This is a genomic window from Chryseobacterium sp. SN22 (genome assembly GCF_008329705.1).
Taxonomy (GTDB): Bacteria; Bacteroidota; Bacteroidia; order Flavobacteriales; family Weeksellaceae; genus Chryseobacterium.
In genome coordinates, this window is sequence record NZ_VTSX01000026.1 from 31,261 (window position 1) to 57,561 (window position 26,301).

The 26,301-nt window shown below is 40.8% G+C and carries 24 protein-coding genes; 18 read left to right on the top strand and 6 right to left on the bottom strand.

All coding sequences use genetic code 11. The features are described 5' to 3' along the window. The first annotated feature begins 76 nt into the window (after window positions 1-76). From FY557_RS16525 to FY557_RS16535, 3 genes are all read left to right on the top strand, one after another. Window positions 77-2,374: a GH92 family glycosyl hydrolase gene (locus FY557_RS16525; protein WP_149248349.1), complete on the top strand. Its 2,298-nt coding sequence runs from the start codon at window positions 77-79 to the stop codon at window positions 2,372-2,374. Between the two features lie 291 nt (window positions 2,375-2,665). Further along, window positions 2,666-3,673, top strand: a complete 1,008-nt coding sequence (locus FY557_RS16530) for an aldo/keto reductase (protein ID WP_149248350.1) — start codon at window positions 2,666-2,668, stop codon at window positions 3,671-3,673. An 89-nt stretch (window positions 3,674-3,762) separates the two neighbouring features. Beyond that, complete coding sequence (locus FY557_RS16535; protein ID WP_149248351.1) at window positions 3,763-4,659, top strand: helix-turn-helix domain-containing protein; 897 nt, start codon at window positions 3,763-3,765, stop codon at window positions 4,657-4,659. A gap of 123 nt (window positions 4,660-4,782) precedes the next feature. Here the strand turns inward: FY557_RS16535 and FY557_RS16540 are convergent, their stop codons facing one another. Then, the gene (locus FY557_RS16540) at window positions 4,783-5,160 is read right to left on the bottom strand and encodes a winged helix-turn-helix transcriptional regulator (RefSeq protein WP_149248352.1); all 378 of its coding nucleotides are present in this window, start codon (window positions 5,158-5,160) and stop codon (window positions 4,783-4,785) included. A gap of 107 nt (window positions 5,161-5,267) precedes the next feature. Between FY557_RS16540 and FY557_RS16545 the strand changes: the two genes are divergently transcribed. Continuing rightward, window positions 5,268-5,873 carry an FMN-dependent NADH-azoreductase gene (locus FY557_RS16545; RefSeq protein ID WP_149248353.1) on the top strand — a complete coding sequence of 202 codons (606 nt, stop codon included), beginning with the start codon at window positions 5,268-5,270 and terminating at the stop codon, window positions 5,871-5,873. 63 nt (window positions 5,874-5,936) lie between these two features. Here FY557_RS16545 and FY557_RS16550 read toward each other — a convergent pair whose 3' ends face one another. Further along, window positions 5,937-7,268: a dihydroorotase gene (locus FY557_RS16550; protein ID WP_149248354.1), complete on the bottom strand. Its 1,332-nt coding sequence runs from the start codon at window positions 7,266-7,268 to the stop codon at window positions 5,937-5,939. Window positions 7,269-7,474: 206 nt separating this feature from the next. Between FY557_RS16550 and FY557_RS16555 the strand changes: the two genes are divergently transcribed. The 8 genes from FY557_RS16555 (at window position 7,475) to ribA (ending at window position 14,515) form a co-directional block, all read left to right on the top strand. Further along, on the top strand, window positions 7,475-8,893 hold the full coding sequence (locus FY557_RS16555; protein WP_149248355.1) for an oligosaccharide flippase family protein: 1,419 nt from the start codon (window positions 7,475-7,477) through the stop codon (window positions 8,891-8,893). A 152-nt stretch (window positions 8,894-9,045) separates the two neighbouring features. Further along, a complete protein-coding gene (locus FY557_RS16560; protein ID WP_149248356.1) occupies window positions 9,046-10,062 on the top strand; it encodes a sugar phosphate nucleotidyltransferase in 1,017 nt (338 codons plus the stop codon). Between the two features lie 105 nt (window positions 10,063-10,167). Then, window positions 10,168-11,013 (top strand): DUF4292 domain-containing protein, encoded by an 846-nt coding sequence (locus tag FY557_RS16565; protein WP_149248357.1) that lies wholly within the window; start codon window positions 10,168-10,170, stop codon window positions 11,011-11,013. Continuing rightward, entirely contained in the window at window positions 11,010-12,575 is a 1,566-nt protein-coding gene (locus tag FY557_RS16570; protein ID WP_149248358.1) for a peptidoglycan DD-metalloendopeptidase family protein, read from the top strand. The genes FY557_RS16565 and FY557_RS16570 overlap by 4 nt, the downstream gene beginning before the upstream one ends. Before the next feature lie 30 nt (window positions 12,576-12,605). Beyond that, window positions 12,606-12,812: a twin-arginine translocase TatA/TatE family subunit gene (locus FY557_RS16575; protein WP_149248359.1), complete on the top strand. Its 207-nt coding sequence runs from the start codon at window positions 12,606-12,608 to the stop codon at window positions 12,810-12,812. A 14-nt stretch (window positions 12,813-12,826) separates the two neighbouring features. After that, on the top strand, window positions 12,827-13,441 hold the full coding sequence (locus FY557_RS16580; protein WP_149248360.1) for a DUF4254 domain-containing protein: 615 nt from the start codon (window positions 12,827-12,829) through the stop codon (window positions 13,439-13,441). Continuing rightward, window positions 13,438-13,896: a hypothetical protein gene (locus FY557_RS16585; RefSeq protein ID WP_149248361.1), complete on the top strand. Its 459-nt coding sequence runs from the start codon at window positions 13,438-13,440 to the stop codon at window positions 13,894-13,896. Before FY557_RS16580 ends, FY557_RS16585 begins: the two co-directional genes overlap by 4 nt. Window positions 13,897-13,912: 16 nt before the next feature. After that, on the top strand, window positions 13,913-14,515 hold the full coding sequence (ribA, locus tag FY557_RS16590; RefSeq protein ID WP_149248362.1) for a GTP cyclohydrolase II: 603 nt from the start codon (window positions 13,913-13,915) through the stop codon (window positions 14,513-14,515). A 74-nt stretch (window positions 14,516-14,589) separates the two neighbouring features. Here ribA and FY557_RS16595 read toward each other — a convergent pair whose 3' ends face one another. After that, window positions 14,590-15,102 carry a hypothetical protein gene (locus FY557_RS16595; RefSeq protein ID WP_149248363.1) on the bottom strand — a complete coding sequence of 171 codons (513 nt, stop codon included), beginning with the start codon at window positions 15,100-15,102 and terminating at the stop codon, window positions 14,590-14,592. Window positions 15,103-15,219: 117 nt separating this feature from the next. Between FY557_RS16595 and FY557_RS16600 the strand changes: the two genes are divergently transcribed. The 5 genes from FY557_RS16600 to FY557_RS16620 all read left to right on the top strand — a co-directional run bounded on the left by FY557_RS16600 (window position 15,220) and on the right by FY557_RS16620 (window position 20,252). Next, complete coding sequence (locus FY557_RS16600) at window positions 15,220-16,917, top strand: glycoside hydrolase family 3 protein (RefSeq protein ID WP_149248364.1); 1,698 nt, start codon at window positions 15,220-15,222, stop codon at window positions 16,915-16,917. A gap of 43 nt (window positions 16,918-16,960) precedes the next feature. After that, the gene (bshA, locus tag FY557_RS16605; RefSeq protein WP_149248365.1) at window positions 16,961-18,109 is read left to right on the top strand and encodes an N-acetyl-alpha-D-glucosaminyl L-malate synthase BshA; all 1,149 of its coding nucleotides are present in this window, start codon (window positions 16,961-16,963) and stop codon (window positions 18,107-18,109) included. 139 nt (window positions 18,110-18,248) lie between these two features. Then, window positions 18,249-19,526, top strand: coding sequence for a DUF2851 family protein (locus tag FY557_RS16610; RefSeq protein ID WP_149248366.1), 1,278 nt, complete (start codon window positions 18,249-18,251; stop codon window positions 19,524-19,526). Next, window positions 19,516-19,737 (top strand): PspC family transcriptional regulator, encoded by a 222-nt coding sequence (locus tag FY557_RS16615; protein WP_029297636.1) that lies wholly within the window; start codon window positions 19,516-19,518, stop codon window positions 19,735-19,737. Before FY557_RS16610 ends, FY557_RS16615 begins: the two co-directional genes overlap by 11 nt. A 2-nt stretch (window positions 19,738-19,739) precedes the next feature. After that, on the top strand, window positions 19,740-20,252 hold the full coding sequence (locus tag FY557_RS16620; protein ID WP_149248367.1) for a GNAT family N-acetyltransferase: 513 nt from the start codon (window positions 19,740-19,742) through the stop codon (window positions 20,250-20,252). Window positions 20,253-20,569: 317 nt separating this feature from the next. Here the strand turns inward: FY557_RS16620 and FY557_RS16625 are convergent, their stop codons facing one another. The 3 genes from FY557_RS16625 to FY557_RS16635 form a co-directional block, all read right to left on the bottom strand. After that, the gene (locus FY557_RS16625; RefSeq protein WP_149248368.1) at window positions 20,570-21,304 is read right to left on the bottom strand and encodes an SIMPL domain-containing protein; all 735 of its coding nucleotides are present in this window, start codon (window positions 21,302-21,304) and stop codon (window positions 20,570-20,572) included. 93 nt (window positions 21,305-21,397) lie between these two features. Beyond that, on the bottom strand, window positions 21,398-22,177 hold the full coding sequence (locus FY557_RS16630) for a carboxypeptidase-like regulatory domain-containing protein (protein WP_149248369.1): 780 nt from the start codon (window positions 22,175-22,177) through the stop codon (window positions 21,398-21,400). A 5-nt stretch (window positions 22,178-22,182) separates the two neighbouring features. Continuing rightward, window positions 22,183-22,929: a carboxypeptidase regulatory-like domain-containing protein gene (locus FY557_RS16635; protein WP_149248370.1), complete on the bottom strand. Its 747-nt coding sequence runs from the start codon at window positions 22,927-22,929 to the stop codon at window positions 22,183-22,185. 181 nt (window positions 22,930-23,110) lie between these two features. Between FY557_RS16635 and FY557_RS16640 the strand changes: the two genes are divergently transcribed. Continuing rightward, window positions 23,111-26,251: a UvrD-helicase domain-containing protein gene (locus tag FY557_RS16640; protein WP_149248371.1), complete on the top strand. Its 3,141-nt coding sequence runs from the start codon at window positions 23,111-23,113 to the stop codon at window positions 26,249-26,251. The last annotated feature ends 50 nt before the right edge of the window (window positions 26,252-26,301 follow it).

Below are 26,301 nucleotides of genomic sequence, written 5' to 3' on the forward strand. Positions count from 1 at the left end.
CATTCTATATCATTTAAAACAATAAATTATTTATCGTTTAATTTTATATAAATTTACTTCCAGAAAAATATCTTTTATGAAAAAGTCAGGAACTGCTGTTTTTATATTTCTTTTATTTTCCGGGTTTTATCTAAAAGCTCAGAATTTCGAAAAACTTTACCAATATGTAAACCCATTGATAGGAACGGAAAAGATGGGGCATACGTACCCCGGCGCTACCGCACCGTTCGGAGCTGTCCAGCTGAGTCCTGAAACAGATACTATTGCTTATGAACTGAACGGCAAATACAACGGTGAAGTGTATAAATATTGTGCCGGTTACCGGTATGAAGATCCGACAATCGTGGGTTTCAGCTCAACGCATTTCAGCGGGACCGGCCATTCCGATCTCGGGGATTTCCTGATTATGCCGACCACAGGAAAGCTGCAGATGAACCCCGGAACGGCTTCCCATCCTGAAAATGGCTACCGGAGCCGGTTTTCTCATCAGAATGAAACCGCAGAAGCCGGTTATTACAAAGTAAAATTAGACGATCATAATATTCTTGCGGAGCTTACAGCCAGTATTAGAGTCGGCGTGCACCGGTATACTTTTCCGAAATCCGATCAGGCGCATATTATTCTGGATCTGATGGCCGGAATTTACAATTACGACGGCAAAAATGTATGGACTTACGTCCGCGTGGAAAACGGAACTACAATCACCGGCTACCGTCAGACGAATGGCTGGGCAAGAACAAGAACCGTCTATTTTGCCATGAAATTTTCAAAGCCCTTTAACTCCTATGGCCAGAAGAATTACGATGGCAAACAGGTATATAACGGATTCTGGAGAAAATTCGACCAGACCCGGAATTTCCCGGAAATTGCAGGGAAAAACCTGAAAATGTATTTCGATTTCAATACGGATGAAAATGAAGCGATTGAAGTGAAGCTTGCCATTTCGCCGGTGAGCCAGGCCAATGCCCTGGAAAACCTTGAAACGGAAATCGGAAATCTTTCGTTCGACCAGGTAAGAGCACAGACCCAGGACAACTGGAACAAAGAACTGAATAAAATCGTCATCAAAGGTTCAGACACGGAAAAAACGAATTTTTATACGGCGATGTACCATACGTTCATCAATCCTACCGTTTATACCGACGTTAACGGAGAGTATAAAGGTTTAGACCAAAATATCCATAAAGCGGAAGGATTTACCAATTATACCACGTTTTCCATTTGGGATACCTACCGGGCACTTCATCCTTACTTTAACATCATTCAGCCTAAGCGAAACGGAGATATGGTACAATCGATGATGGCGCACTATAACCAGTTTTCGATGAAAATGCTGCCGATCTGGTCGCATTACGCCAATGACAACTGGTGCATGAGCGGTTATCACAGCGTGAGTGTAGTGGCCGACGCGATCATTAAAGGAAATTATCCGGGCGATGCCAAGGAAGCATTGAAAGCCTGTGTAGAAACGGCCAGTAAAAGAAATTACGAAGGCATCGGGCAATATATTGACCTGGGCTACATTCCTGCCGAGAAAAACGGGACTTCCGTTTCCAACACATTGGAATATGCCTACGACGACTGGTCGATTGCCCAGCTGGCCAAATATTTGGGGGAAACGGAGGTTTATAACACGTTTATCAAGCGTTCCGAAAACTGGAAAAACAATTTCGACAACAGCATCGGATTTATGCGGCCCCGGCTGGCAGACGGAAGCTTCAAAAAAGATTTCAATGCCCTGAGCACTCACGGACAAGGATTTATCGAAGGAAATTCGTGGAATTACAGCTTTTTTGTCCCTCAGAATCCGGATGAACTTATCCGGATGATGGGTGGAAAGAAAAAGTTCGCTTCCAAGCTGGACGAATTGTTTTCCATGCATCTTCCGGATGAATTTTTTGCCGATACGGAAGACATTACCCGCGAGGGAATCATCGGCGGTTATGTTCACGGAAACGAACCGGCCCATCATGTAGCCTATCTTTACAATTGGGCCGGGCAGCCATGGAAAACCCAGGCACAGGTAAGACGCATCCTGGAAATGCAGTACAAGGCAGCTCCGGACGGACTGGGCGGAAACGATGACACCGGACAGATGAGTGCCTGGTACATCCTGAGCTCCTTAGGATTTTATCCGGTAGCTCCCGGTTCGGAAGAATACGCCATCGGAAGCCCGGCAGTTAACGGAGCTGTATTACATCTGGAAAACGGGAAGACTTTTGAAATCGAAGCTCTTAACCAAAGCCCAAAAAATGTATATGTCCAAAAAATTCTTCTGAACGGAAAGGAGATTAAAAATTTCACGCTGAAACATTCTGAGATTATGAACGGCGGAAAGCTTAGTTTTTATATGGCTTCTAAAGCGAAAAAGTAACCGCAGATTCTTATCTAACCACAGATAGCACGGATTTTCACGGATGTTTGCGCTTAGTGTTTTAATAAATGCATCATATTCGTTTCGGATACCATAAGGAATTATCATACCTGATAAATCTGTACGGACAGATAACATCAAAGAACATCTATTACAATTTACTGAAACATTTACGATCTGTAAGACAAAACCTGCTGGACTTTTACCCGTATTTTGCTTATGGTATTCGGGGATTTGCAAACACCCGTTTCCTTTATTCTGCTGAAATTTGTATTATTAAATATCAATCGTATGAATATACAGAAAGTAAAATTAGGGAGCCAGGGACTCATCGTTCCGGATATCGGACTGGGATGTATGGGGATGACCGGTTTCGGAGATGCTGATATGTATGGCAAAACCAACGAACAGGAAGCCATCGCCACCATTCACCGCTCGCTTGAGTTGGGAGGAAATTTCCTTGATACAGCCGATCTTTACGGTCCGTTTAAAAATGAGCAGCTGATTGCCAAAGCCATTGCCGGCAGCCGGGACCAATACGTCATTGCCACCAAGTTCGGATGGGAAATCGATGAGCATGATCAGGTGACCTGGAAAATTAACGGCCGTAAGGACTATGTAAAAAAATCAGTGGAACGTTCCCTCAAGAACCTAAAAACCGATTACATCGACCTGTATTACATGCACCGCCTGGACAAAAATACGCCCATTGAAGAAACGGTACATGCGATGAGCGAACTGGTGCAGGAAGGAAAAGTAAAATATATCGGCCTTTCGGAAGTATCTTCGGAAACGGTAAAAAGAGCCCACGCCGTGCATCCGGTTTCGGCAGTTCAGAGCGAGTATTCTTTGTTTGAGAGAACGGTAGAGGAAAAAGGAGTCCTGCAAACGCTTCATGAGCTAGGCATTGGATTTGTCGCTTATTCGCCATTAGGAAGAGGGTTTCTGTCCGGGCAGATCCGTTCCATCGACGATCTTCCTGAAAATGATTTCCGACGGGCCATGCCCCGCTTCCAGGACCAGTATTTCCATAAAAATATAGAACTGGTAAAAACCATGGAAGACCTGGCATCAGGAAGAGGAATCACCTCATCACAGCTGGCCCTGGCCTGGATCATCAGCAAAGGCATCATTCCGATTCCGGGTACGAAGCGAAGAACCTACCTCGAGCAGAATATGGAAGCAGCCCAAATTCATCTGAGCGATGACGATCTTTCCAGGCTGGAAAGCATTGTTCCTCCGGGAACCGATACCGGTGCCCCGTATGATGAATTCAGTATGGGACTTCTGGATTATTAATGTGAAATCTCATTATAACCTCATAGATTTTGAAAACCTATGAGGTTTATATTCCGTTTAAATCACTAATTTTATATAAATCTGCCGCTATGCACACCATTCCATCCATTTCTGCTTTTCACCGCCTGCTTTCCCTTCCGGAACCCAAACATCCGATGGTAAGCGTCGTCAATATGTCGGAGAGTATTTTCCTGGAAGATGAAACCTGGAAAGGATTTGTCAACCGGTTTTACTGTGTAGCCCTGAAAAGAAACGCCAGAGGTAAAATGCGGTATGGGCAGCAGCATTACGATTATGGCAAAGGCGTCCTAAGCTTCACGGCTCCGAATCAGGTCCAGTATCTTGATGTCAAGACCATGGAATGCGATTCGGCAGGCTACCTGCTGATCTTCCATGAGGATTTTTTGCTGAAGCATCCACTGGCACAAGCCATCTCCGGATTCGGATTTTTTTCTTACACCGTGAATGAAGCCCTGCACCTGTCGGAAGATGAGGAAAACGATTTGCTTGAAATCCTTTTTAAGATTGATAAAGAATGCAGCCGCATTGATATACACACCCAGGAAATTATTCTTTCCCAGATCGAACTTCTTCTGAATTACTCGAGGCGCTTTTACGAAAGGCAGTTCATTACCCGAAAAAACGGCAATCACCAGCTGCTGGCGAAATTCGAGCATTTTCTTAATGAATATTTTAACAAAGATTCATCCGAAAAAGGGATGCTGACGGTTCAGCAGATTGCCCAGGCCATGAATCTTTCTCCGAATTATTTAAGCGACCTGCTGAGAATCCATACCGGACAGAACACCCAGCAGCACATCCATGAAAAGCTCATCAGCAAAGCCAAGGAAAAATTATCCATCACCACCCTTTCGATCAGCGAGATTGCTTATGAGCTGGGATTTGAACATTCGCAATCATTTAGTACGCTTTTCAAGAAAAAAACAAAGATGTCGCCATTAGAATTCCGGCAGGCATTCAGTTGAAACAGCGGCTGACGGAAAACGGTTACCTGATGTTCGAAGAGAATATCACCGGCAACCGATGCCGGATCATTATTTATTAAAAACAAAAAGCCCTGTATGACACGCAGGCTTTATATTTTAAAATCAGGACATCTCTTCTTTAATTTTGATCTTATGCGTTCTTCCCCATTCTGCAAGTGCACTGATGACCGGCTTAAGCGTACGGCTGTAATCCGTTGAAATGTATTCCACGACTACGGGTGTTTGTTCCGCATGCACCACCCTTTTTACAAAGCCGTTCAGCTCAAGGTCTTTTAATTCGTTGGAAAGAACCCTGGCGGAAATTCCTTCAACCTTTCTCTGCAATTCATTGAACCGGATATTCCCGCTTTCCTGCAGCACAATAATAATTTTCAGCTTCCATTTTCCGCCGATCACATAAATGGCATCTTCAACGGAAGCAAGATGACCCGAACATTCCTGCGCTGTTATCTGCTTTTCAAAAATGACTGTATTTTCCATAGATTTCCATTTCACTAACCCAAAGGTTACTGCTAACCTTTTGTTTACTACTAACTTTTGATAAGCAAATGTACATACTTTTGCTAAAGAAATTTAAATAAAAAATTATGAAAAATATCCTTCATATTATTTCAAGCCCGAGAGGAGAAATATCCGCAAGCAGAAAATTAGGAAAAGCTGTTGTTAAAAAAATCCTTAAAAAGTATCCGGATGCCGTTGTAAAAGAGCGTGACCTTACAAAAAAATTAGTTCCGGTATTGGAAGAAGTACACATCAATACTTTTTTCTCTTCGCCGGAGAATCACTCTCCCGAACAACAATTGATCAACAGCTACTCCGAAGAATTAATTTCCGAACTGAAAGAGGCCGACATTATCGTTATCGATTCCCCAATGTATAATTTTTCGGTTCCGACCACACTGAAAGCTTATTTTGATTTTACTTCACGGGCAGGCTATACCTTTAAATATAGTGAAGACGGACCGATGGGTTTACTGGATAATGATAAGAAATTATACATCGCTTTTACTTCCGGCAATATCTATTCAACAGGACCTTACCAGATTTATGATTCGAATGTTCCTTACATCAAACATATTTTCGGATTTTATGGGATTTCAGACATTAGTGTTTTCCGTGCAGAAGGACTGTCCATTCCAGGAATTATGGAAACTTCAATGGAGAAGGCAATTGACGCAGTTGCAATAGACTAACACACTTTAAATAAACATCAGAAAAAAGCCTTTTCAAGTGTTGAAAAGGCTTTTTTATTATTTTTAAATTTCAAAAAGCAACCGCTCTCCGAATTTTTCTTCGTTGATTTTCCCGTTTTCGTATGCCAGATTTCCGTTAACAAAAGTATGGGTGACTTTGGAATGGAAATTCATCCCTTCCAGCGGGCTCCATCCGCATTTGTACAGGATGTTTTCTTTGGCAACCGTCCAGTTTTCATTAAGGTCCACCAATACCAGATCCGCTTTGTACCCTTCCCTGATAAAGCCTCTTTTTTCAATCCTGAACAGGATCGCAGGATTATGCGCCATTTTTTCAACGATTTTCTCCAGGGAAATTTTTCCATTCCTGTAATTTTCCAGCATCACTGTCAGAGAATGCTGTACCAGCGGCGCTCCGGATGGACATTTGGTATAGACATTCTGCTTCTCTTCCCAGGTGTGGGGCGCGTGGTCGGTGGCAATAACGTCGATCCGGCCGTCGAGCAATGCTTCCCAAAGTCCGTCTTTATCATGTTGGGTTTTTACGGCAGGATTCCATTTGATCAGCCCGCCTTTGGTTTCGTAATCTTCATTGGTAAACGTCAGGTGATGCACACAGACTTCCGCAGTGATTTTTTTATCTTTTAAAGGAATATCATTTCTGAAAAGTTCCGTTTCCTTTGCCGTCGACAGATGGAAAACATGAAGCCTCGCCCCGGTTTTTTTCGCCAGTTCAATGGCTTTTGAGGACGATCTGTAACAGGCTTCTTCACTCCGGATCAGGTGATGGAATTTTACGGGAATGTCTTCTCCGTATTCATCGATGTATTTCTGGGTATTGGCTTTGATGGTCGCCTCATCTTCACAGTGAACCGCGATCAGCATTTTCGTATTGCTGAAAATATTTTCAAGCGTTTCCGGATTGTCCACCAGCATATTCCCGGTAGAAGAGCCTAAGAATAATTTAATTCCCGGAACATTCTGCGGATTTGTTTTCAGCACTTCTTCCAAGTTGTCATTGGTCCCGCCCATCATAAAACCATAATTGGCGTAAGCTTTCTGAGAAGCAATTTCGTATTTATCAGCCAGCAATTCCTGGGTTACAGCATTCGGAACGGTATTCGGCTGATCGATGAAACTGGTGGTTCCACCGGCAATGGCTGCTCTCGATTCCGTTTCGATGTCGCCTTTGTGGATCAGTCCCGGCTCCCGGAAATGCACCTGATCATCGATTACGCCCGGCAAAAGATATTTCCCGCCGCCGTCAATGATACGGTCTGCTTCCTCAGCAATCCCGGCATCTATTTTAGAAATTAAATCATTTTCAATTAAAATATCGCTGTCAACGATCTTTCCTTCGTTAACGATCTTTACATTTTTAATTAAGGTCTTCATTTTTACTTTTTTACAATTCGTTGTCGGAGCCGTGAAAATCAGGAAATCATATCGGCTATCCAGTCTCTGTTTCCGGCCAACTTCGTCAAAGCTCAGAACTTTCACAAAGTTTTAAGTTTTCCAAAATTAAGGTTTATGAATGAATTTTGACCCCGCGGATAAAAAATCAATTTCTAAATATTTACATTTGCATAAAATTTCAGATTTTGAAGAAACTTCTCAACGAGACTATTATTTATGGAATCGGGGCGATTATGCCTAGAGTCATTCTATTTATTTTAAATCCTTTATACATCGATCAGATCGACAAGAAGGAATTTGCCATATTTTCAAATCTTTATGCGTTGATCTCTTTTATAAATATTCTGTTATCTTTTGGATTTGAAACAGCTTTCTTCCGTTTTTCTTCGGATAAGGACAATCAGAAAAAAACATTCAATACTTCATTCTGGTTTCTTTTCGGCTTATCAACCTTATTTTTGTTGAGCTGCCTCGTTTTTGCGCAGCCTATTGCAGATACACTGAAATATTCTTCAAATCCGGAATATATCCGATGGTTTGCCTGGATTGCATTTTTTGATAACCTCTGCGTTATTCCTTTTGCATGGCTCCGCTATAACAATAAGCCGGTAAAATATTCATTGGTCAGGGTATTACAATCTCTTTTCCAGACGATCTTTACACTTGCTCTATTTTTATATATTCCACTGAGTGTATCACAGGGCTTCGGATTAAAAGAAAAAGTTTCTTTTCCTTTTTACAGTAATCTCGCAGCAAGTTTTTTAGGATTTATCCTCCTGCTTCCTGTTGTATTTAAGGTTAGATTGGAATTTTCAGCCGATCTTTTCCGTAAAATGATTAAATATTCGTGGCCGATTATGATTGCGGGACTGGCTTTTATGTTTAATGAAAATTTTGATAAAGCCATTCAGATCTGGTTCATTCCTGAAGGAGACGCCGGAGCCTATGGCGGATGCTATAAGCTTGCCGTTCTGATGACCTTATTCGTAACAGCTTACCGAATGGGGATCGAGCCTTTTTTCTTCAAGCAGATGAATAATGAAAATGCAAAGAATACCTACGCTAAAGTAACTGAATATTTTACATTTTTCGCATCAACCGTTGCCATGGGAATTATTGCTAACATCTCCTGGCTCAAGCAATTGTTAATCCCAAACAGTTCATACTGGACAGCTATTGATATTATTCCTATTATTGTTATCGCCAATCTTTGCTTTGGCATCTATTATAATTTTTCTACATGGTATAAAGTCACCGACCGCACTAAAATAGGAACAGTAATTTCCTGGCTGGGTGCAGGATTAACCATTGTTCTAAATTTATTGTTTTTATCAAAATTCGGTTTTATGGTTTCAGCCTGGGTTACCTTTATTGCTTACTTTACCATGATGATCACTTCTTATTTGCTGGGCCAGAAATATTATCCGATTCCCTACCGTATAAAGAAGATGACATTATTTTTAGGAATGCTCATGGCTTTCAGCTACATCATCGTTGCATTTTTCGATTACAACTTATGGATCGGAAACCTCTTATTCATTATATATACCGGAATTCTTGTCTATTCCGAAAAAAATATGCTGCTTTCGAGAATCCGAAGATAAACCTTGGCCTTTGGTTTGCTGCTTCACGGTTCTAGTTTTAGAATTAAACAAATATTTAAAACATCCGGCAATACATCTGCATACAATGCTATTATTGCTATCTTTATCAAAAATTAAACGTACTATATAAAAAAACATACTCATTATTACCTATGAAAATTATTGTTCCTATGGCTGGACGTGGTTCCAGATTACGTCCGCATACCCTCACCGTTCCGAAACCGCTTATTCCGATTGCCGGAAAACCGATCGTACAGCGATTGGTGGAAGATATTGCTAAAGTTGCAGGGGAAGAAATTGAAGAAGTAGCTTTTATCATCGGGGATTTCGGTCCGGAAATCGAGAAATCGCTGATCCGGATCGCTGAAAAGCTGGGGGCAAAAGGAAGCATCTATTATCAGAATGACCCGCTGGGAACGGCTCATGCCATTAAATGTGCAGAGGAGTCGATGAGCGGAGATATTGTTATCGCCTTTGCAGATACCCTTTTCCGTGCAGATTTTATATTGGATAAAAATTCAGACGGCGTGATCTGGGTGAAAAGCGTAGAAGATCCTTCAGCATTCGGAGTGGTAAAACTGGACAACTACGGTTTTATTACGGATTTTGTTGAAAAGCCTGCGACTTTTGTATCCGACCTGGCCATTATCGGAATTTATTACTTCAACAGCGCCGAAAAACTGATGGATGAAATCAATTACATCATGGACAACAACATCAAGAACGGCGGCGAATATCAGTTGACCACAGCGTTGGAAAACCTTAGGGAGAAAGGAGCAAAATTCACCTTGGGCAAAGTAAACGACTGGATGGATTGCGGGAATAAAAATGCAACGGTAGAAACCAACAGCAAGATTCTGGAATATGAAAGAGAAGAAATGAAAAACTACCCGGCTTCTGCACAGATTGAAAACTCCCTGATTATCCAGCCTTGTTTTATAGGGGAAAACGTAAAGATCTCCAATTCAAAAGTAGGCCCTGGCGTTTCTTTGGGAAACAATACAACAGTCTTAAATTCGAATATTGAAAATTCATTGATTCAGGAAAATACACAGATCAATCACGGAAACCTTTCCAATTCGATGATCGGCAACTCCGCTCAGTATTTCGGCGTATCCCGTGAGATTTCTTTAGGTGATTATTCCGTTTTGGATTTTTTATCTAAATAATTTTCCGATCAGAAAATATTTAATTTAAATAAAGTATCTTCAGACCACACAAAATGTTTTGTGTGGTTTGGCGTTAATATTGCAACAATTTATCAAATTTCCTACATGAAAAAGTGGATTCCGTTACTTCTCCTTACCCTTTTGGTTTATAGCTGTAAAGCCCGTAAAACGGTTGTACAGACGGATCAGAATTCAGACAGTACTGCTGTAGCGAATACCAATCGCGGCGATATATCCGGTGATGGAAAAAATGTGGCAGACCGTCTGGATTTTTATCAGAAAATCTATCTTCATCCTCAGTTTGACCACCTGAAAATCACAAGCAAGATTACAGCGGATAATATTAAAGTGAGTCCGCTTGATGCCATCATCTATATCGAAACCGATAAAAAAATATGGTCCCGCATCGATTTTCTTTTCTTCAATGCCGCCCGTGCGCTGATTACCCCTGAAGGTATTAAGGCTATGGACAAATACAATAAGAACTATATCGATTCTGATTTTGATTATTTAAACCATCTCCTGAACGTTAATTTCATTGATTATAAAAATCTTGAAAAGCTGCTTTTGGGAAGAACATTTTTTACCATCAGCAACAGGAATGCACGGATTGTGAAAAATAACAACGGATATCTGGTGGAATCTGTTTCGAACATTAAAATTGCCACAAAAGACGGTGACCGCGAATATAAAATCATGATGCAGTATTCCGATGATTTTGATTTGATGACAGTGAACCTGAGGGATGCGGCCTCCAATGATTCCATGCAGATCGATTACAGCGACTGGGAATTGCAGACGAATAATGTGAAGCTTCCGAAAAATGTTAAAATAATTATAAAAGGAAGCAAAAACAGCCAGATTTTAATAGAAAATACGAAATTTGATTTTTCTAGGATGGATACACCCTATTCTGTGCCATCCAGTTATAAGAAAATTGAAATTCAATGATTAAAAAATTTAGCTTTTTAATAGGTATTTTACTGTTTGGATTCCATAATGGGCAGAACCAGAAAAAAGAACAGTTGCAGAAGCAAAATGCTGAACTTAAAAAACAAATTGCACAAATAAACACCGACCTGGCAAAGACGAGAACGGAATCGAAATTATCCGTCGCCTATCTTGAAAACGTTAATAAAAAACTGATACTGAGAGAGAAGGTATATACCAATACCCAAAAGGAAAAAAGGTTTATTGAAGACGACATTTACTTACGTCAGTTGGAAATCAATCGCCAGAATAAAGATCTTAAAGTATTACGCGACAATTATGCCAAGGTTCTTGTAAATGCTTATAAAAACAAAGGCGTACAGAATAAGGTAACTTTTATCCTCTCTGCCAAGAATCTTGGCGAAGCGATAAGAAGAGTACAATATCTTAAACAGTATTCTGATTATCAGGATAAAAAAGCTGCGGAAATCACCAATGCTGCGGAAAAAATAAAACGGACGATTGCCCAAAGGCAGAATTCGGTGAAGGAGAAAGCAAATCTCTTAGTAAATCAGCAGAAAGATTTAACTACCATTAATGCCGAAAGAGCACAAAAAGAGCAGCTGGTTTCAGAATTTAAGAAGAATGAATCCAAGCTTACGGCTGAGCTGAGACAGAAACAGACTCAGTCTAAAGCATTAGAAGGGCAGATCAGAAGTATTATTGCAGAAGAAATAAGAATTGCCAAAGCAGAAGAAGAAGCCAGGAAAAAAGCAGAGGCAGAAAAGATCCGTCTGGCAAAAATTGCTGCGGAAAGAGAAAAGGCAAGAATCGAGGCGGAAGCCAAAGCCCGTGCGGAAGCGCTGGAAAAAGAAAGACTGGCAGCGGAAGTCGAGGCCAGAAAAGCCCGGGAACTGGCAGACAAACGTGCAGAGGAAGAAAGAAAACGTAATGAAGAGGCAGCGCGGTCTGCAGCCACTGCAAGGGATGAAGCCCGAAAGGTAGCTGCGAAAAAGGCATCGGACGAAGCTTCAGCTAAGGCAAAGGAGGCGTCAGACAAACTGGTTGCCGCAAGAGCCGCAGAAGCCGCATTGGCCAGAAAAAAGGAAGATGACAAAAAAGCGGCGGAAAGCAAAGCTATGACCAACTACGGAGTAACCACCGTAGCCGGAAGCAATTTTGCCGACAACAAAGGGAGATTGGGTTATCCGGCAGATAAGATCGGACAGATTACCCACCGTTTCGGAAGACATCCCCATCCTGTTTTCAAAAATATAGATGAGGAAAATAACGGGATCAAGATTTCCGTACCGGCAGGAACACGGGCAAAATCCGTATTTCCGGGAACAGTATCATCCGTCCTTGCAAACAGCGACGGGACGAAGACCGTTATGCTGAGACACGGCAGCTATTTTACCATCTATTCGAACCTAGGGAGCGTAAGTGTTTCCAAAGGCCAGCAGGTTTCCGCAGGAACGCCGGTCGGGGTAATCGGACAGGATTTCGACGGCACCTATACCCTTGATTTCCAGGTATGGAACGGAAGCACACCGGTAGATCCATTAGGTTGGGTTTCTTATTAAAAAAAGACTAACTTTGTAAAAATTTTAGAAATGAATACATTAGCAATATTGTCATTATCATGGCAGCACATCCTGATCGTAGCGATCATCCTTCTTTTGCTTTTCGGAGGTAAAAAAATTCCTGAACTGATGAGAGGAGTAGGTTCCGGTATCAAAGAATTTAAAGATGCCGTAAAGGAAGAAGACAAGCCGGGTGCTGAAAATAAAACAACTAACAATCCTCCTTCCGGAAACTAAAGTCTTTACATCCGATGAATTTTACCGAGACTGCATGGAAAGTCTTCAATAAATCTATTGAAGATTATCATGTTTTTGATAATGTTAATGCCTTAATTAATAACCCGTTCGAGAAGGATACTTTGGAACGGATTTTGTATGCAAAGAACTGGATTGATACCGTTCAATGGCATTTGGAAGATATAATAAGAGATGAAAATATTGATCCGGCTGAAGCATTAGGCCTGAAAAGGACAATAGATGCATCCAACCAGAAAAGAACCGATCTGGTGGAATTTATAGACAGCTGGTTTCTTAAAAAATACGAAAATATAACTCCTAAACCTGACGCAAAGATCAATACGGAGACTGTCGCATGGGCAGTAGACCGATTATCTATTCTCGCATTAAAGGTTTATCATATGTCGTTAGAAGCCAATAGGGAATCTGCTTCCGAAGAACACAGAGCCAGTTGCCAGACAAAACTTGATGTACTTCTTACCCAGCAGGAAGATCTTTCGACTTCTATTAATCAGTTGCTTGCTGATATTGAGAATGGTGATGTTAAGATGAAAGTGTACAAACAAATGAAAATGTACAATGATGAAAGTCTTAACCCAATCCTTTATCAAAAGGGGCAGCAAAAATGAAACGACTAATTTTTTTTGGAGTACTGACAATCACTACCGCTTCCTGTACAACGGAAAAGCCAAACTTTTCTCCGTTGTCAAATAGTTTTTATAGTGAGGCAAAAGGCTCGGATTCGGATAATGATACACGGAACAGCATTGAAATGAACGTCAAGGAAAATGTCAATGCTTCTGAAATCTCCAATCTCACCGCTACATTTCCGCAATTTAGAAATACACCTTTAAATACAGAAATTACAGTTCTGAAATACAGTCTGCAAAATTATCTGTATGCTATCGATGCCAGCAATGTACCCGGAAAAAATAAAGCCCTGAAAGACTTTGAGAAATCATACAAAAAGATTCAGAAATTAAGACAAAGCCTGAACAGTGATGAAAACGAAGTCCTGAACAGGTATCTGGTAAGGCTGAAAAGCAATGTTTCAGCCATTGAAGATTCTATAAAAAGAAATTAAAACCACAAGGAAATCAATGATTAAAATTCAGGCGGAATCCAATGTTCCTACGGAATACGGAACTTTCCGAATGATCGCACTCTCCGAAAGCGAAAACGACTGGATGCCCCATATGGCTATTATCGCCGAAAATACCGATTTTTCAAAACCTGTAAATGTGCGTTTTCACTCAGAATGCATTACCGGAGAAGTTTTCCATTCAAAAAAATGCGAATGCGGACAGCAGCTGGATGCTGCCATGAAGTACATCCACGAAAACGGAGGAATCATCATTTACCTTCGCCAGGAAGGAAGAAATATTGGAATTATTAACAAACTAAAAGCATATGCCTTACAGGAACAGGGTTTTGATACGGTAGAAGCTAATCTGAAGCTCGGACTTCCGGCAGATGACAGAAACTTCGGGATTGCTATTGAAATTCTGAATTTATTGGGAGTAAAGGATATCAACCTTCTTACCAATAATCCTGAAAAGGTAAAATACGTACAGGAAAGCAGCATCCGCCTGAATGCAAGACTTCCTTTACAGATTCCGGCTAATGAGATAAGCAGGGGATATTTAAAGACCAAGAAAGATTTTTTTGGCCATCTTCTTGATGATAATGAAATCAACCGATAGACCATTGATAAAGCAAAAGCTCCGGAAATAATTCTCCGGAGCTTTTTTGTAATTATAAAAACTGAAAAGATATATTAATTTACTTTAACGGTCAATACTTTAGACTCATCCAGGTTATAATACTTAATCACTGCATTATAATCGCTTGTATCTACCGTGGATGTACCTTTCGCAGGACTTGCCGGCACCAGTACCACTCTGAAAGTCTGATTATTTAAATACTGCGATGCTTCAGAAGAAGAAAGCGTAGTCTGGTCGAAATTTGCTTCTGTGTAAATTTCCAGATTCTGAGAGCTGAACAGTGCATTGTAATCCAATTCCCTTCCGCCGGATAAATAATAGGTTTTAGGAATAAGCTGCCATGCATTGCTTGCTGCAGGATCTCTTCTATATACCAAAACAACATCAGTACTTTCAATATTTATCGGAACAGTAAAGGAATAGCTATTTGCATTCGTAAAACTTCCAGAAACATCTCTCATTTTAGGATAGGTATCGCCATCTCCAACATTATCATCATTGTTATCACAACTGAATATAAACAGGCTTACAAAAGCCAGCAGTAAAATCGGAAGAATTTTTTTCATTTTATAAAAGTTTAGTTGTTTATTATTTATGAAGCGTATTCAAATCATATACCAAAAAACTCAAAAATATGGTTTTCATCATTTTTTTAATTGTATTTTTGTTCTTATTCAATTATTATGAAGAAACTGGTTTATACATCACTCTTTATTTTCCTATTTCTAAACACAAATGTCACCGCTCAGTACATCCCTAAAAACATTTCCATGCAGGATATGAAAAAGGCTGAGCATTGGGCTGACAAAACCTATAAAAAACTTTCCCAGGACGAAAAACTGGGCCAGCTCTTCATCGTTGCCCTTTACACCAACAGAGGTGAAAGTGAGATTGATAAAGTAAGAAGCATTGTTTCCAACGATAAAATCGGAGGATTGATCCTGATGCAGGATGATGCTGCCAGAGAAATCAATCTGGTGAATGAATTCCAGGAAAAATCCAAAGTCCCATTGATGATCGGCATGGATGCCGAATGGGGTGTATACCAGAGAATCCCTGCTGCTCACAAATATCCGTGGGCCATGACACTGGGTGCCATTCAGGATAAAAACCTGATTGAGCAGATGGCCGCCAAAATAGCGGAAGATTGCCACGGGATGGGCATCAATTGGGATTTCGCCCCGGTGGTTGACGTTAATACCAATCCGAACAATCCCATTATCGGAAACAGAAGCTTCGGATCGGAAGTAAACAATGTGGTTAGTTCGGCTTTATCCTATTCCAACGGATTACAGGACAACAACATACTGGCAGCCATCAAGCATTTTCCTGGACATGGTGATACCAATACCGATTCCCATCTGGATCTGCCGGTAGTTTCCCATAATCTGGAAAGACTGAATTCGGTTGAGATTGCTCCTTTCAAAGCATTAATGGATAAAGGGATCGGCGGGGTTATGGTTGCCCATTTGTATGTTCCGGCTCTTGAATCAGGAAAAGGCATCCCTGCATCGGTTTCTAAAAACATTGTTACGGGATTACTTAAAGATAAACTGGGATATAAAGGCTTAATTATTACCGATGCTTTAAACATGGGCGCTGTGGCCAATAAATATAAACCCGGAGAGCTGGATGCGATGGCCTTTAAAGCCGGGAACGATATCATGCTCTTCTCACAGGGCGTTGCGGAAGGAAAGAAACTTATCCAGAAAGCCATTGATAACGGAGAGATTCCACAGTCCAGGGTTGAGGAAAGTGTAAAGAAAATCCTGCTGACCAAATATTTTCTGGGTTTGAATGAATACCAGCCTAAGAATCCTGAAAACATCAATTCGGATTTAAATAATGATTCCCATAAAACATTGGTTCAGAATTTATATTCCAACGCCATCACATTATTAAAAAATGAAAGAAACCAGCTTCCGTTAAATGGCAGAACCGTATATTATGTACCTTTGGAAGAAGCCCTTTACCAGACTTTCGCCGACCGGTTAGGCACTAATATTATCATCAAAAAAGCAGGCGAAATCGATACGATTCCTGCAAATTCCACTGTGATTGTCGGATTGCATAAAGATAATTCCACGGCATACAAGCCCTACAAAATTTCCGAGGCTTCAAAGAAAACCCTGGCGGATTTAACAAAAAATCAAAAGGTGATCCTCAGTGTTTTTGGAAGCCCTTATGCCTTAAGAGATATCGACCTTTCAAAAGTCCCTGCCGTTCTTGTGTCCTATGAAAACAATGACGACTCGATGACGGCAACGGCGGATGCGCTGAATGGAAAAACAATCATCCATGGCCGGCTTCCGGTTCTTGTTAATGAGGGATTAAAGGCAGGAATGGGAATCGATCTTAATCCATCCGGTGTAATAAGATAACAGGTTAAATTTAAAATATAACATCAAAAACAACCATACATCAATGAAAATAGGCATACTTTGCTATCCAACATACGGAGGAAGCGGAATTGTGGCAACGGAACTGGGAATGTCACTGGCCAACAAAGGCTATGAGGTTCACTTCATCAGCAATGCGCTTCCCGCAAGACTGGACATTACCAATCCGAATATTTTCTTTCACCGGGTCAATGTTCAGACCTATCCGCTGTTCCAGTACCAGCCTTATGATATTGCATTAAGCTCGATGATTTACCGCGTTGTAAATCTGTATAAGCTCGACCTGCTTCATGCGCATTACGCTATTCCTTATGCTTACGCCGCTTTTACCGCCAAGCAGATGCTGAAGGAAGACAACAACGATATTCCTTTGGTGACCACGCTTCACGGGACAGATATTACCCTGGTAGGCCAGCACCCGAGCTATAAACATGCGGTGGAATTTTCCATCAACCAGTCGGATGCCATTACTTCGGTTTCCGAAAGCCTGAAACGGGACACGCTGCAGTTTTTTAAGATTAAAAAAGAAATTCAGGTCATCACCAATTTCATCGACAATTCCGAATTTGAGGAGCGCAACGAATGCCAGCGGACCCAGTTTGCCAATCCGGATGAGAAAATCTTAATCCACGTTTCCAATTTACGTCCGGTAAAACGGGTGGATGAAGTGCTGCAGATTTTCAAAAATGTACAGAAGAAAGTAAAATCGAAGCTGATTATCATCGGGGAAGGCCCGGATATGGAAAAAGTAAACCAGTTCCTGGAAGAAAACCCGGACCTGATCTCCAAAATCCGTCTGCTGGGAAAAGTAAACGACCTGTATAAGATCCTTCAGCTTTCGGATGTCTTTTTACTGCCTTCAGAGCAGGAAAGCTTTGGTCTGGCCGCTTTGGAAGCCATGGCAGCCCATACGCCGGTGATCAGTTCCAATGCAGGAGGAATCCCGGAAGTAAATATTCAGGGGGAAACCGGTTTCCTTGCCGAAATCGGTAACGTAGAAGCCATGAGTAACTACACCATCAAACTCCTGAGCAATGAAGAACTGCTAACTACGATGAAGGAGAATGCCAAGGAACAGGCCATCAAATTCGATCTGAAAAACATTCTTCCGATCTACGAAGAAATGTACCGGACCACGATTGAGAATTTTAAAAATGAGCTGATGAAGGCTTAGGCTTGGAGTTTACTGATATAAAATTGAGCAGCATCTAATGAAGGATGCTGTTTTTTTTATGTTTAAATAATAATATCAGGCTTTATTGAATTGATTTTTTTAAATATTCCCTAAATTAGCCTACCACAAAAACACACCTATGACGGAAAAATTACTCCAATACCTTTGGAACTACAAAATTTTCAGCCGTTTCGATTTTAAAAATACGGCGGGCGATCCGGTGGAAATCCTGGATTTCGGTAAATGGAATACCGATGCCGGACCGGATTTTTTAGCAGGAAAGATTAAAATAAACGGGGTTGTTTTTGCAGGGAACATCGAACTTCATGTAAAGTCCTCCGACTGGATTTTTCACAACCACTCCATTGATCCGAATTACCGGAATATTATTCTTCACGTCGTTTTTCAGCATGATCTTGAAATTCCCGAGCTTACAGCACAGAATATTCCGACGCTTGAACTGAAAGACCATATTGATACAGCTGTTCTGTGGAAATATGAAAAGCTGATGAGCGGGACACAGTTTATTCCCTGCGAACAAATTTTCGATCCCAATAAAATTCCGGTTCATTTCCATGAATCCAACGTTCTGAGAAGGCTGGAGGAGAAATCTGCCGAACTGGAGCAAAGCCTGATTCAGTTTAAAAATAATTTTGAAGCGGTCCTGTTTCACAGCCTCGCCTACTCTTTCGGGTTAAAAGTAAATGCTTTTATCTTCAGGCAGCTCGCAGAAAGTATCGATTTTACTGTCCTTAACAAAATCCGTCAGAACCGGACCCAACTGGAAGCCCTGTTCTTCGGAACAGCCGGCTGGCTGGATAAGCCGAAAGACGAACAGATGGAAATATGGAAACGCGAGTTTAATTTTATCAGCACCAAATTCAATCTTCCGGATCTGAAATTCCGTCCGAAATTTTCGCGGCTCCGTCCACCGAATTTCCCGACCATCCGCCTGTCGCAGCTCGCAGGCTTATACCACCAGCACCAGAACCTGTTTTCAAAAATCATCCGGGTAACGAAAGCAGAAGAATTATTTGATTTACTGAAGGATGTTAAAGCTTCCGAATACTGGGATAACCGTTTTAATTTCGGTAAAATATCATCAGTCGATCAGCCCAAAAATCTGACCAAAGATTTTATGGAACTTATTATCCTGAATACCCTGCTGCCCCTGAAATACACCTATCACAAGCATCATCGGGAAGAAACCGCTGATGAAATCCTCAGCTTTTATAAAAATATTCCCACAGAAAAAAATACCGTAACGGAAGGCTGGAAAAACCTGGGAATAAAGTGCAGCACTTCACTGGAAAGCCAGAGCCTGATTTATCATTTTAAACATTCCTGCGAACAAAAAAATTGCTTAAATTGCAGTATTGGATTTAAACTTTTAAAAGAACCTTCACATGCTAGATAATATCCGCCACAAGATGGAAAGAGAATGGTTTGGTGTTCTTACCAGAACGGGTGCCAAGTTGGGCATTCCGGTTTCCAAGCTGCGTGTATTTTTCATTTACTCCACGTTTGCAACGGCAGGTTTCTTCTTTTTAATTTATCTGGGACTGGCTTTTACCCTTTGGGTGAAAGACATTTTCATCACCAGAAGACCCAATGTTTTTGATTTATAATTATGGAATTTTTACAGATTACTTCCGCTGAAGATTACAGGGTTCAGGAGATTTTTGATGCGTACTGCAAAACGTTTCCGGAAAATGAAAGACGGGACTGGAACAAGTTGTGCCCGCTTTTTTCGCATCCCAAGGTAAAGATCATTTCGGTGTTACATGATGCTCAGAATATCGGCTACCTGATGGTCTGGGAACTGAGCAGCTTTGTTTTCGTGGAACATTTTGAAGTTTTTGAAGACTTCAGAAACCAGAAACTGGGATCTGCCATTACCGGATACCTTTTCGAAAATTATCCGCGGATTATTCTCGAAATCGAAAACGGCCATTTAAACGAAGACACCCAGCGGCGTTATTCCTTTTACCGTAAAAACGGCTTCAGCCTGATTGACGAAATGTACGTACAACCGAGCTACGGCCAGGGAAAAGACCCTATAGAGCTATGGCTGCTGGCCAACTACATTCCTGAAAACCTGAAGGAAGTAAAAGACGAAATATACGATATTGTTTATCATTAAATAACGCGAACCCAAAGTAGCAAAGGTCAAAAGACTGGAAGAAGGAAGCTGGATGCCGAAAGTTTCTTCTGTTGACATATTGCTGCCGGTTTTACCTATCAAATGATCTTGTTTGCATGCTGTTAAAGAAAACTATATGTAAAATCCAGGGTCATATTTATTTCTTTAAATCAATGAAAACAAATTAAATATCATTGAATTTACGTTAAAATATAAATCCGAAACCAAAACTTCGGATTTTTATTTCTACAGATCCATGAATTTTTACAGATGATTAATGATCATTTAATCATCTAAAATCCCGGTAAATTTTAAGATTAATCCACTTCATATTCCAGCTTAATAGTGATGCTGGCTTCCTTATCTTTTGAGGCCGTATTGAAAGTTCCGCCGTAAGAATAATCTTCGTTGGAATTCGGAGCGGTAATCTGGATGACCCCCATGGTTGCTTTTTTAAGGTTTCCCAGGCTGCTTCCCGAATTTTCCGCAATTTTTTCGGCCCTTTCTTTGGCATCTTTGGTGGCCGCGGCGATCATTTCCTGCTTTACAGTAGATAGTTTTGTATAAAAATAACTGGGTGAAGAAGAAGTAAATTCGATTCCACGGTTGATGATCTCCGTAATATTCCTGGAAAGGTTTTCGATTTTCGCCACTTCCTTACTTTCTATGGAAACGGTCTGCGAAAGATTATAACCTGTAAATTCATTCTGTACATTATTCCCGCTGGAATCGGTATAGTTTTTAAACTGTTTCTGAATATCCACCGACGAAAAAACGATTTCACCCTGCTTAACGCCTTTGGACAGCAAATAATCGTTAATTGCTTTTTTATCCACGGACAGTTCGTCATAGGCTGATTTCAGGTCGATATTGTTTTTGGAAAAACTTCCCGACCAGGTAATCAGGTCGGAGGTAAACTGTTTTGTACCCAATCCGGTAACGGAAATGGTATTTTCAGATTTGTTCCGGTTCTTAATTGCATTCCCTAGAAGCCCGAGACCGATAATAAAACCCAATGCAGCAATTGTAATTGCAATAATATGTTTATTCATAGCAGTTTGTGATTTTTCAATAAGGTATTAAAAGTAATTTTACTGTTATCTCACCCATCAAATTCTATTCCATATTTTAAGATTTCTTTAACATTATTTTGAAGTTTTTTCTCCTTTGATTCTTGCGACAAAAACAGGAAAAGCATTTTCCATTCTCGACAACGCACCCGTTAGATTTTTAGCCCTCACGAAAGTTCTGGACTGCGGCTTACTGACAAAAGCAAATTCAATAAACTCGGATATTCTTTCAACAGGAATTTCTTCTTTGGTAAAATATTCATCTTCCACCCGGGCCCTGATCCATGCAATGTCTTCCTGAAGATCATCATACCGGTATTGCCGCTTCATTCTCCGCGCATCTCCGCTGACGAGATCATACAACCCCTGTACATTCAGATTTCCCAAAAGTATCGGGAGCAGTACCTGCTTTACATCAGCCGGAGCTTCCCGCATTTTACCTGCCGGCTGCGGGAGGCCTACTGCATCTTCTACAATCTGCGACCGGTCAATTTTGGCCACAGCTTTTGAATCTTTGTTAAGATCTCCGGTAAGTTTAGCAACCTGCACTTCCTGAATTTCCTGAGCCACTCTGGTAAGACGGATGTCCATTACCTTATTCATCCCGTATGAAGCCTTTATCGAAGATCTTTCAAAGCCGTTTCTTACGAATCTGATCTCATCAATGGGAGAAGATATTTCAATGGAAAAAACACCGTCGTCAGCAGTATATACTTTCCGGTCGGTAGCCATATTTATTACCGTTACCGCCGGTAAAGCGATCCCGTCTTCATCAGTAATCCTGCCCGAAATCTTCTGTTGTGAAAATGCCGGAATGAAAAACAGAAGCAGTAAAATAGAAACCCAGATTTTCATCAGTATCATTTTTGGGTTTGCGGTGCTCTGTACGATGAGATTCTTATCAATACCGCCCGCTGAAACCTCATCAGATCGGCATCGCTGCAAAAACCGTATTTCAGGATATTTCTCCGCTCAAAACCTCCGGCCAAAACATAATAGATGAAATGCTGAATAAAGGTTTTATCGATTTTAAGATCGGTAAAATATTTTTCGCCCAAAGCATAGGCCAGATAATTGGCAAAGTCCAGGTCGTCCCATTTATCTTTTACTTTACCGATGGAAAAGCCCTGCCCTTTCGGCTGTACAAATTCTCCCGGCCTTGCCGCCATAATCCTTGGGTCTGACTTCTGGGACATGTAAACGGCCAGATCGCTTTTCAGTTTTTCTACTTTTCTCGGAGCATTGAGATTTTTGGAATCGATTTTAAGATCACCTGTCAGGTTTTTCCTAATTTCAACTTCAGCGATAAGCTCGGCTGCCCTTACCAAAGTGACGTTAACGGACGAACTGATGTTTTCCCTGGTGACATTCTTATTGATCCTTTCATAACCGGTTTTTACAAAACGGAGCTCGTCCCCTGCCCTTCCCGAAATCATAAAATGCCCGTCGCGGTTGCTTAAAACCCTTTCATCCGTTCTGATATTGATTACTGTAACATCGGGCAACTCATTATTATCCTCAGAGGTAATTTTCCCGAAGATATAACTCTGGGCACTGATGTTGATGAAAAAAACAGTAAATAAAATAAAGAATAGTTTAATTTTCACGGACAGTTTTTTATTGAACAAAACTAAAGCTATTTTCAGACTAAACCATAAGTTTAACCACAGTTAACGTGTTTTGGCATTTCTTTTAGAATTTTATTTTTAAAACTGTTAAATACAGATCTAAAATTGTTAAAATTTGATTTAAAAATTAGCTAACTTGCAGTCTGAATTCTACTTAGTTATGCAAAATTCTTATACGGTAATTAATGCTTCGGCAGGCTCCGGGAAAACTTATGCTTTGGTCCAGAGGCTTCTGATGATCTGCCTCCGGTATCCTAATCAGCAGCAGTCGATCAGGAATATCCTTGCATTAACCTTTACCAATAAGGCGGCCAATGAAATGAAGGAAAGAATCCTGACCTGGCTTGGTAATTTCTCATCTGATCATTTTGCAGAAAACGGGGACTTAAAGAATATCCAGAAAGCATTTGAGGAAGAGGGTGTAAAAATAACCATTGATGATCTTCATCAACGGGCAAAAAAAATGCTGGATTATGTGCTTCACAATTATTCCACCCTGAATATCGGAACGATCGACCGTTTTAATTCGCGGCTGGTAAGAAGCTTTTCTTATGAATTGGGGCTGGCCAAGAATTTCAACCTTGAAATTGAAGCGGAACCTTACCTGATTGAAGCTGTTGACAAAATGCTCGATCAGATTGGCGAAAACGAAGTCATCTCAAATTCATTCATGGATTATGTAGATTACAGTCTGGAGAATAATGAGCGGATCAATTTAAATAAAAGCTTATACGGTTCGGCGAAAGAATTTGTAAAAGATATCCATTACGAACATCTTAAGAACAACAAAGATTTCGATAATACGAATTACGACAATATAAAGAATACCCTCCGGAAAGAAATTGCTTTAAATAAAAAGCAGGCCATTGATCTTGCAACTCAATCCATTGAACTGTTCAGATCAAAAAATATTGAAATTGAAGATTTTGCACAGGGAAAAAACGGGATCGGAGGCTTTTTCACCAAAGTTCTGGATTTTTATCATCAGAAAAGGACGGGGTTTCCTTTTCCCACCACTGCAGAAGAATCGGTAATAAACAATTACCGGAAAGGAGCTTCTTCCAAATCCAAACACAAAGAGACTGAGATTTTAGAAGTACTGGACCAGCTGTTGGAAAACCGGATGCAGCTGATCCTCCTGTATATCGAGACCCAGAAAAAAGAGAAAATTTTATCGGCCCTGCTTCCTTTAAAAGTGAACAAGGATATCCAGGATGAACTGAAAAAAATTGAGGAAGAAAATGACCTGGTTCTGCTTTCGAAATTCAATATTCTCATCAATGAAAACCTTAAGAACGAGCCTTCCGCTTTTATTTATGAGAAAGTAGGCTCGCAATTCCAGCATTACTTCTTCGATGAGTTTCAGGATACTTCAGAACTGCAATGGCAGAACTTTCTCCCGTTGAGAGATCACTCCATTTCCACGGAGAATACTTCTTTCACTTTGGTAGGCGATCCTAAACAGAGCATCTACCGTTTCCGTGGCGGGGAAAGCAAGCTGATGCTGGACATTATCAATAAAAAAGAAAGGACTCCCAAACAGGCAGATCTCCTGGTACTGAAGGACAACTGGCGGAGCGCCAAAAATATCGTTCAGTTTAATAATGAACTTTACAAATACCATTCGGAATATCTGACGGAGGAGCACCGGAATATTTTCGGAACCGACGGCGAGCAGAACCCTAAATCTTCAATGGACGGCCGTGTAAAAGTCAATCTTATTGAAAATCTTACGAATGAAGATTTCTATAACGATACTTCCGAAAGAATGCGGAAAGACATTCAGGAAATTCTGGATAACGGCTTCCGGTTTTCCGACATTACGATTCTCTGCCGCGGCAATTTTGACATCTTCAGTTATTCGCAGAAACTCGGAAACCTCAAAGTATGTTATCGGGGAGAAGAAACGAATATCAAAACCATCTCGGATAAAGGCCTTACGCTGGAACTGTCCAACACGCTGAAAGCCGTCATCGAATTCCTGAGATGGGAAATCAATCCCAAGAATAAACCGAATCTGATCATGATGATGTATTACCTGAACAAACTGGGAAGGATTCACATGGCAGATTTCACTTTAGAAATGAAAAGGATCCTGGAAATCGAAGGCCATGAAGAAGTGCTGCAGTTCATCCGTGAAAACTATTCTTTAAAGTTGAGACAGGATAATTTCCCAAGGTTCAATTTATACAATTTCATAGAATATTACATCAACGAATTTTCAGCAGAGAATAAGGAAACCGACTTCCTGCTGAATTTTCTGGAAATGCTTTTCAACTTCACACAGAATGCCGGTGCCAGCATCAAGGAATTTCTCAAGTATTGGGATGAAGAGGCTTCGGCCTATACCATTCAGGCTTCGGAAAATATTGATGCCATCCAGATCATGACGATCCATAAAGCAAAAGGCCTGGAATTCCCTATTGTTTTTATCCCGATGATGAATAAAAACCGGGATGCCGAATTTACCAACTGGTTTGAAACGGCTAACGACAGTGTGCTGAGATCAGTGAACATCAATCAGTTCAGTAAAAATCTTGAAGTATATGATGAAGAGATTGAAATTTTCAACAAACAGAATGCTTATAAAAATATGGTGGACAGGTTGTGCCTGCAATATGTAGCGACTACAAGACCTGTAGAGCAACTGTTTTTTTATATTCAGAAAGCCAACAAGACCTCAAATAATCTGGAGCTGCTGGACTTCCTGCAGTCTAAGAATCCTGAAGCCCTCGATGAATTCGACGTCTATGAAACCCATGCTGAAATGCTGAAAAAATATTCGAAAGATAAAACCTCCCATTTTGAAACCAAGGATATCCCGGCCCTAAAGAATGTCAACGAGAAGAATACTTCCATTAAAATTGCCACGCCCTCAAAAAATTACCAGGTCCGGGTGGAAAAAGTAAGGATCGGGCTTTTTGTTCACGAACTGCTGTCGCAGATCAATACGGCAAAAGATATCCGCAAAGTCCTGGAATGTTATGTTCTGGAAGGTCACATTACGATCGAAGAAAGCAAAAAAATTCATAAAAACCTGGAAGAGATCATATTGGATAACGCTGAATTTTTCGGTGAACAATGGGAAGTGATTAATGAAAAGGATATTATGATCACGGAAAACGGGGAAAGCCGCGTCTACCGGCCCGACCGTATCCTCAGAAACCGGGAAGGCTATATTATTGTTGATTTCAAAACAGGTGATCCATCGGCAAAGGATGAAAGGCAGATCGGACATTATAAAAACATCCTGGAAAAGCTGGGAAGGAAAGTTCTGAAAACGCAGTTGATTTATTTATAAAACTGCTGTAAGTAAAGTTGATTTACACGCTGAATTTAATCTCGAAAAAA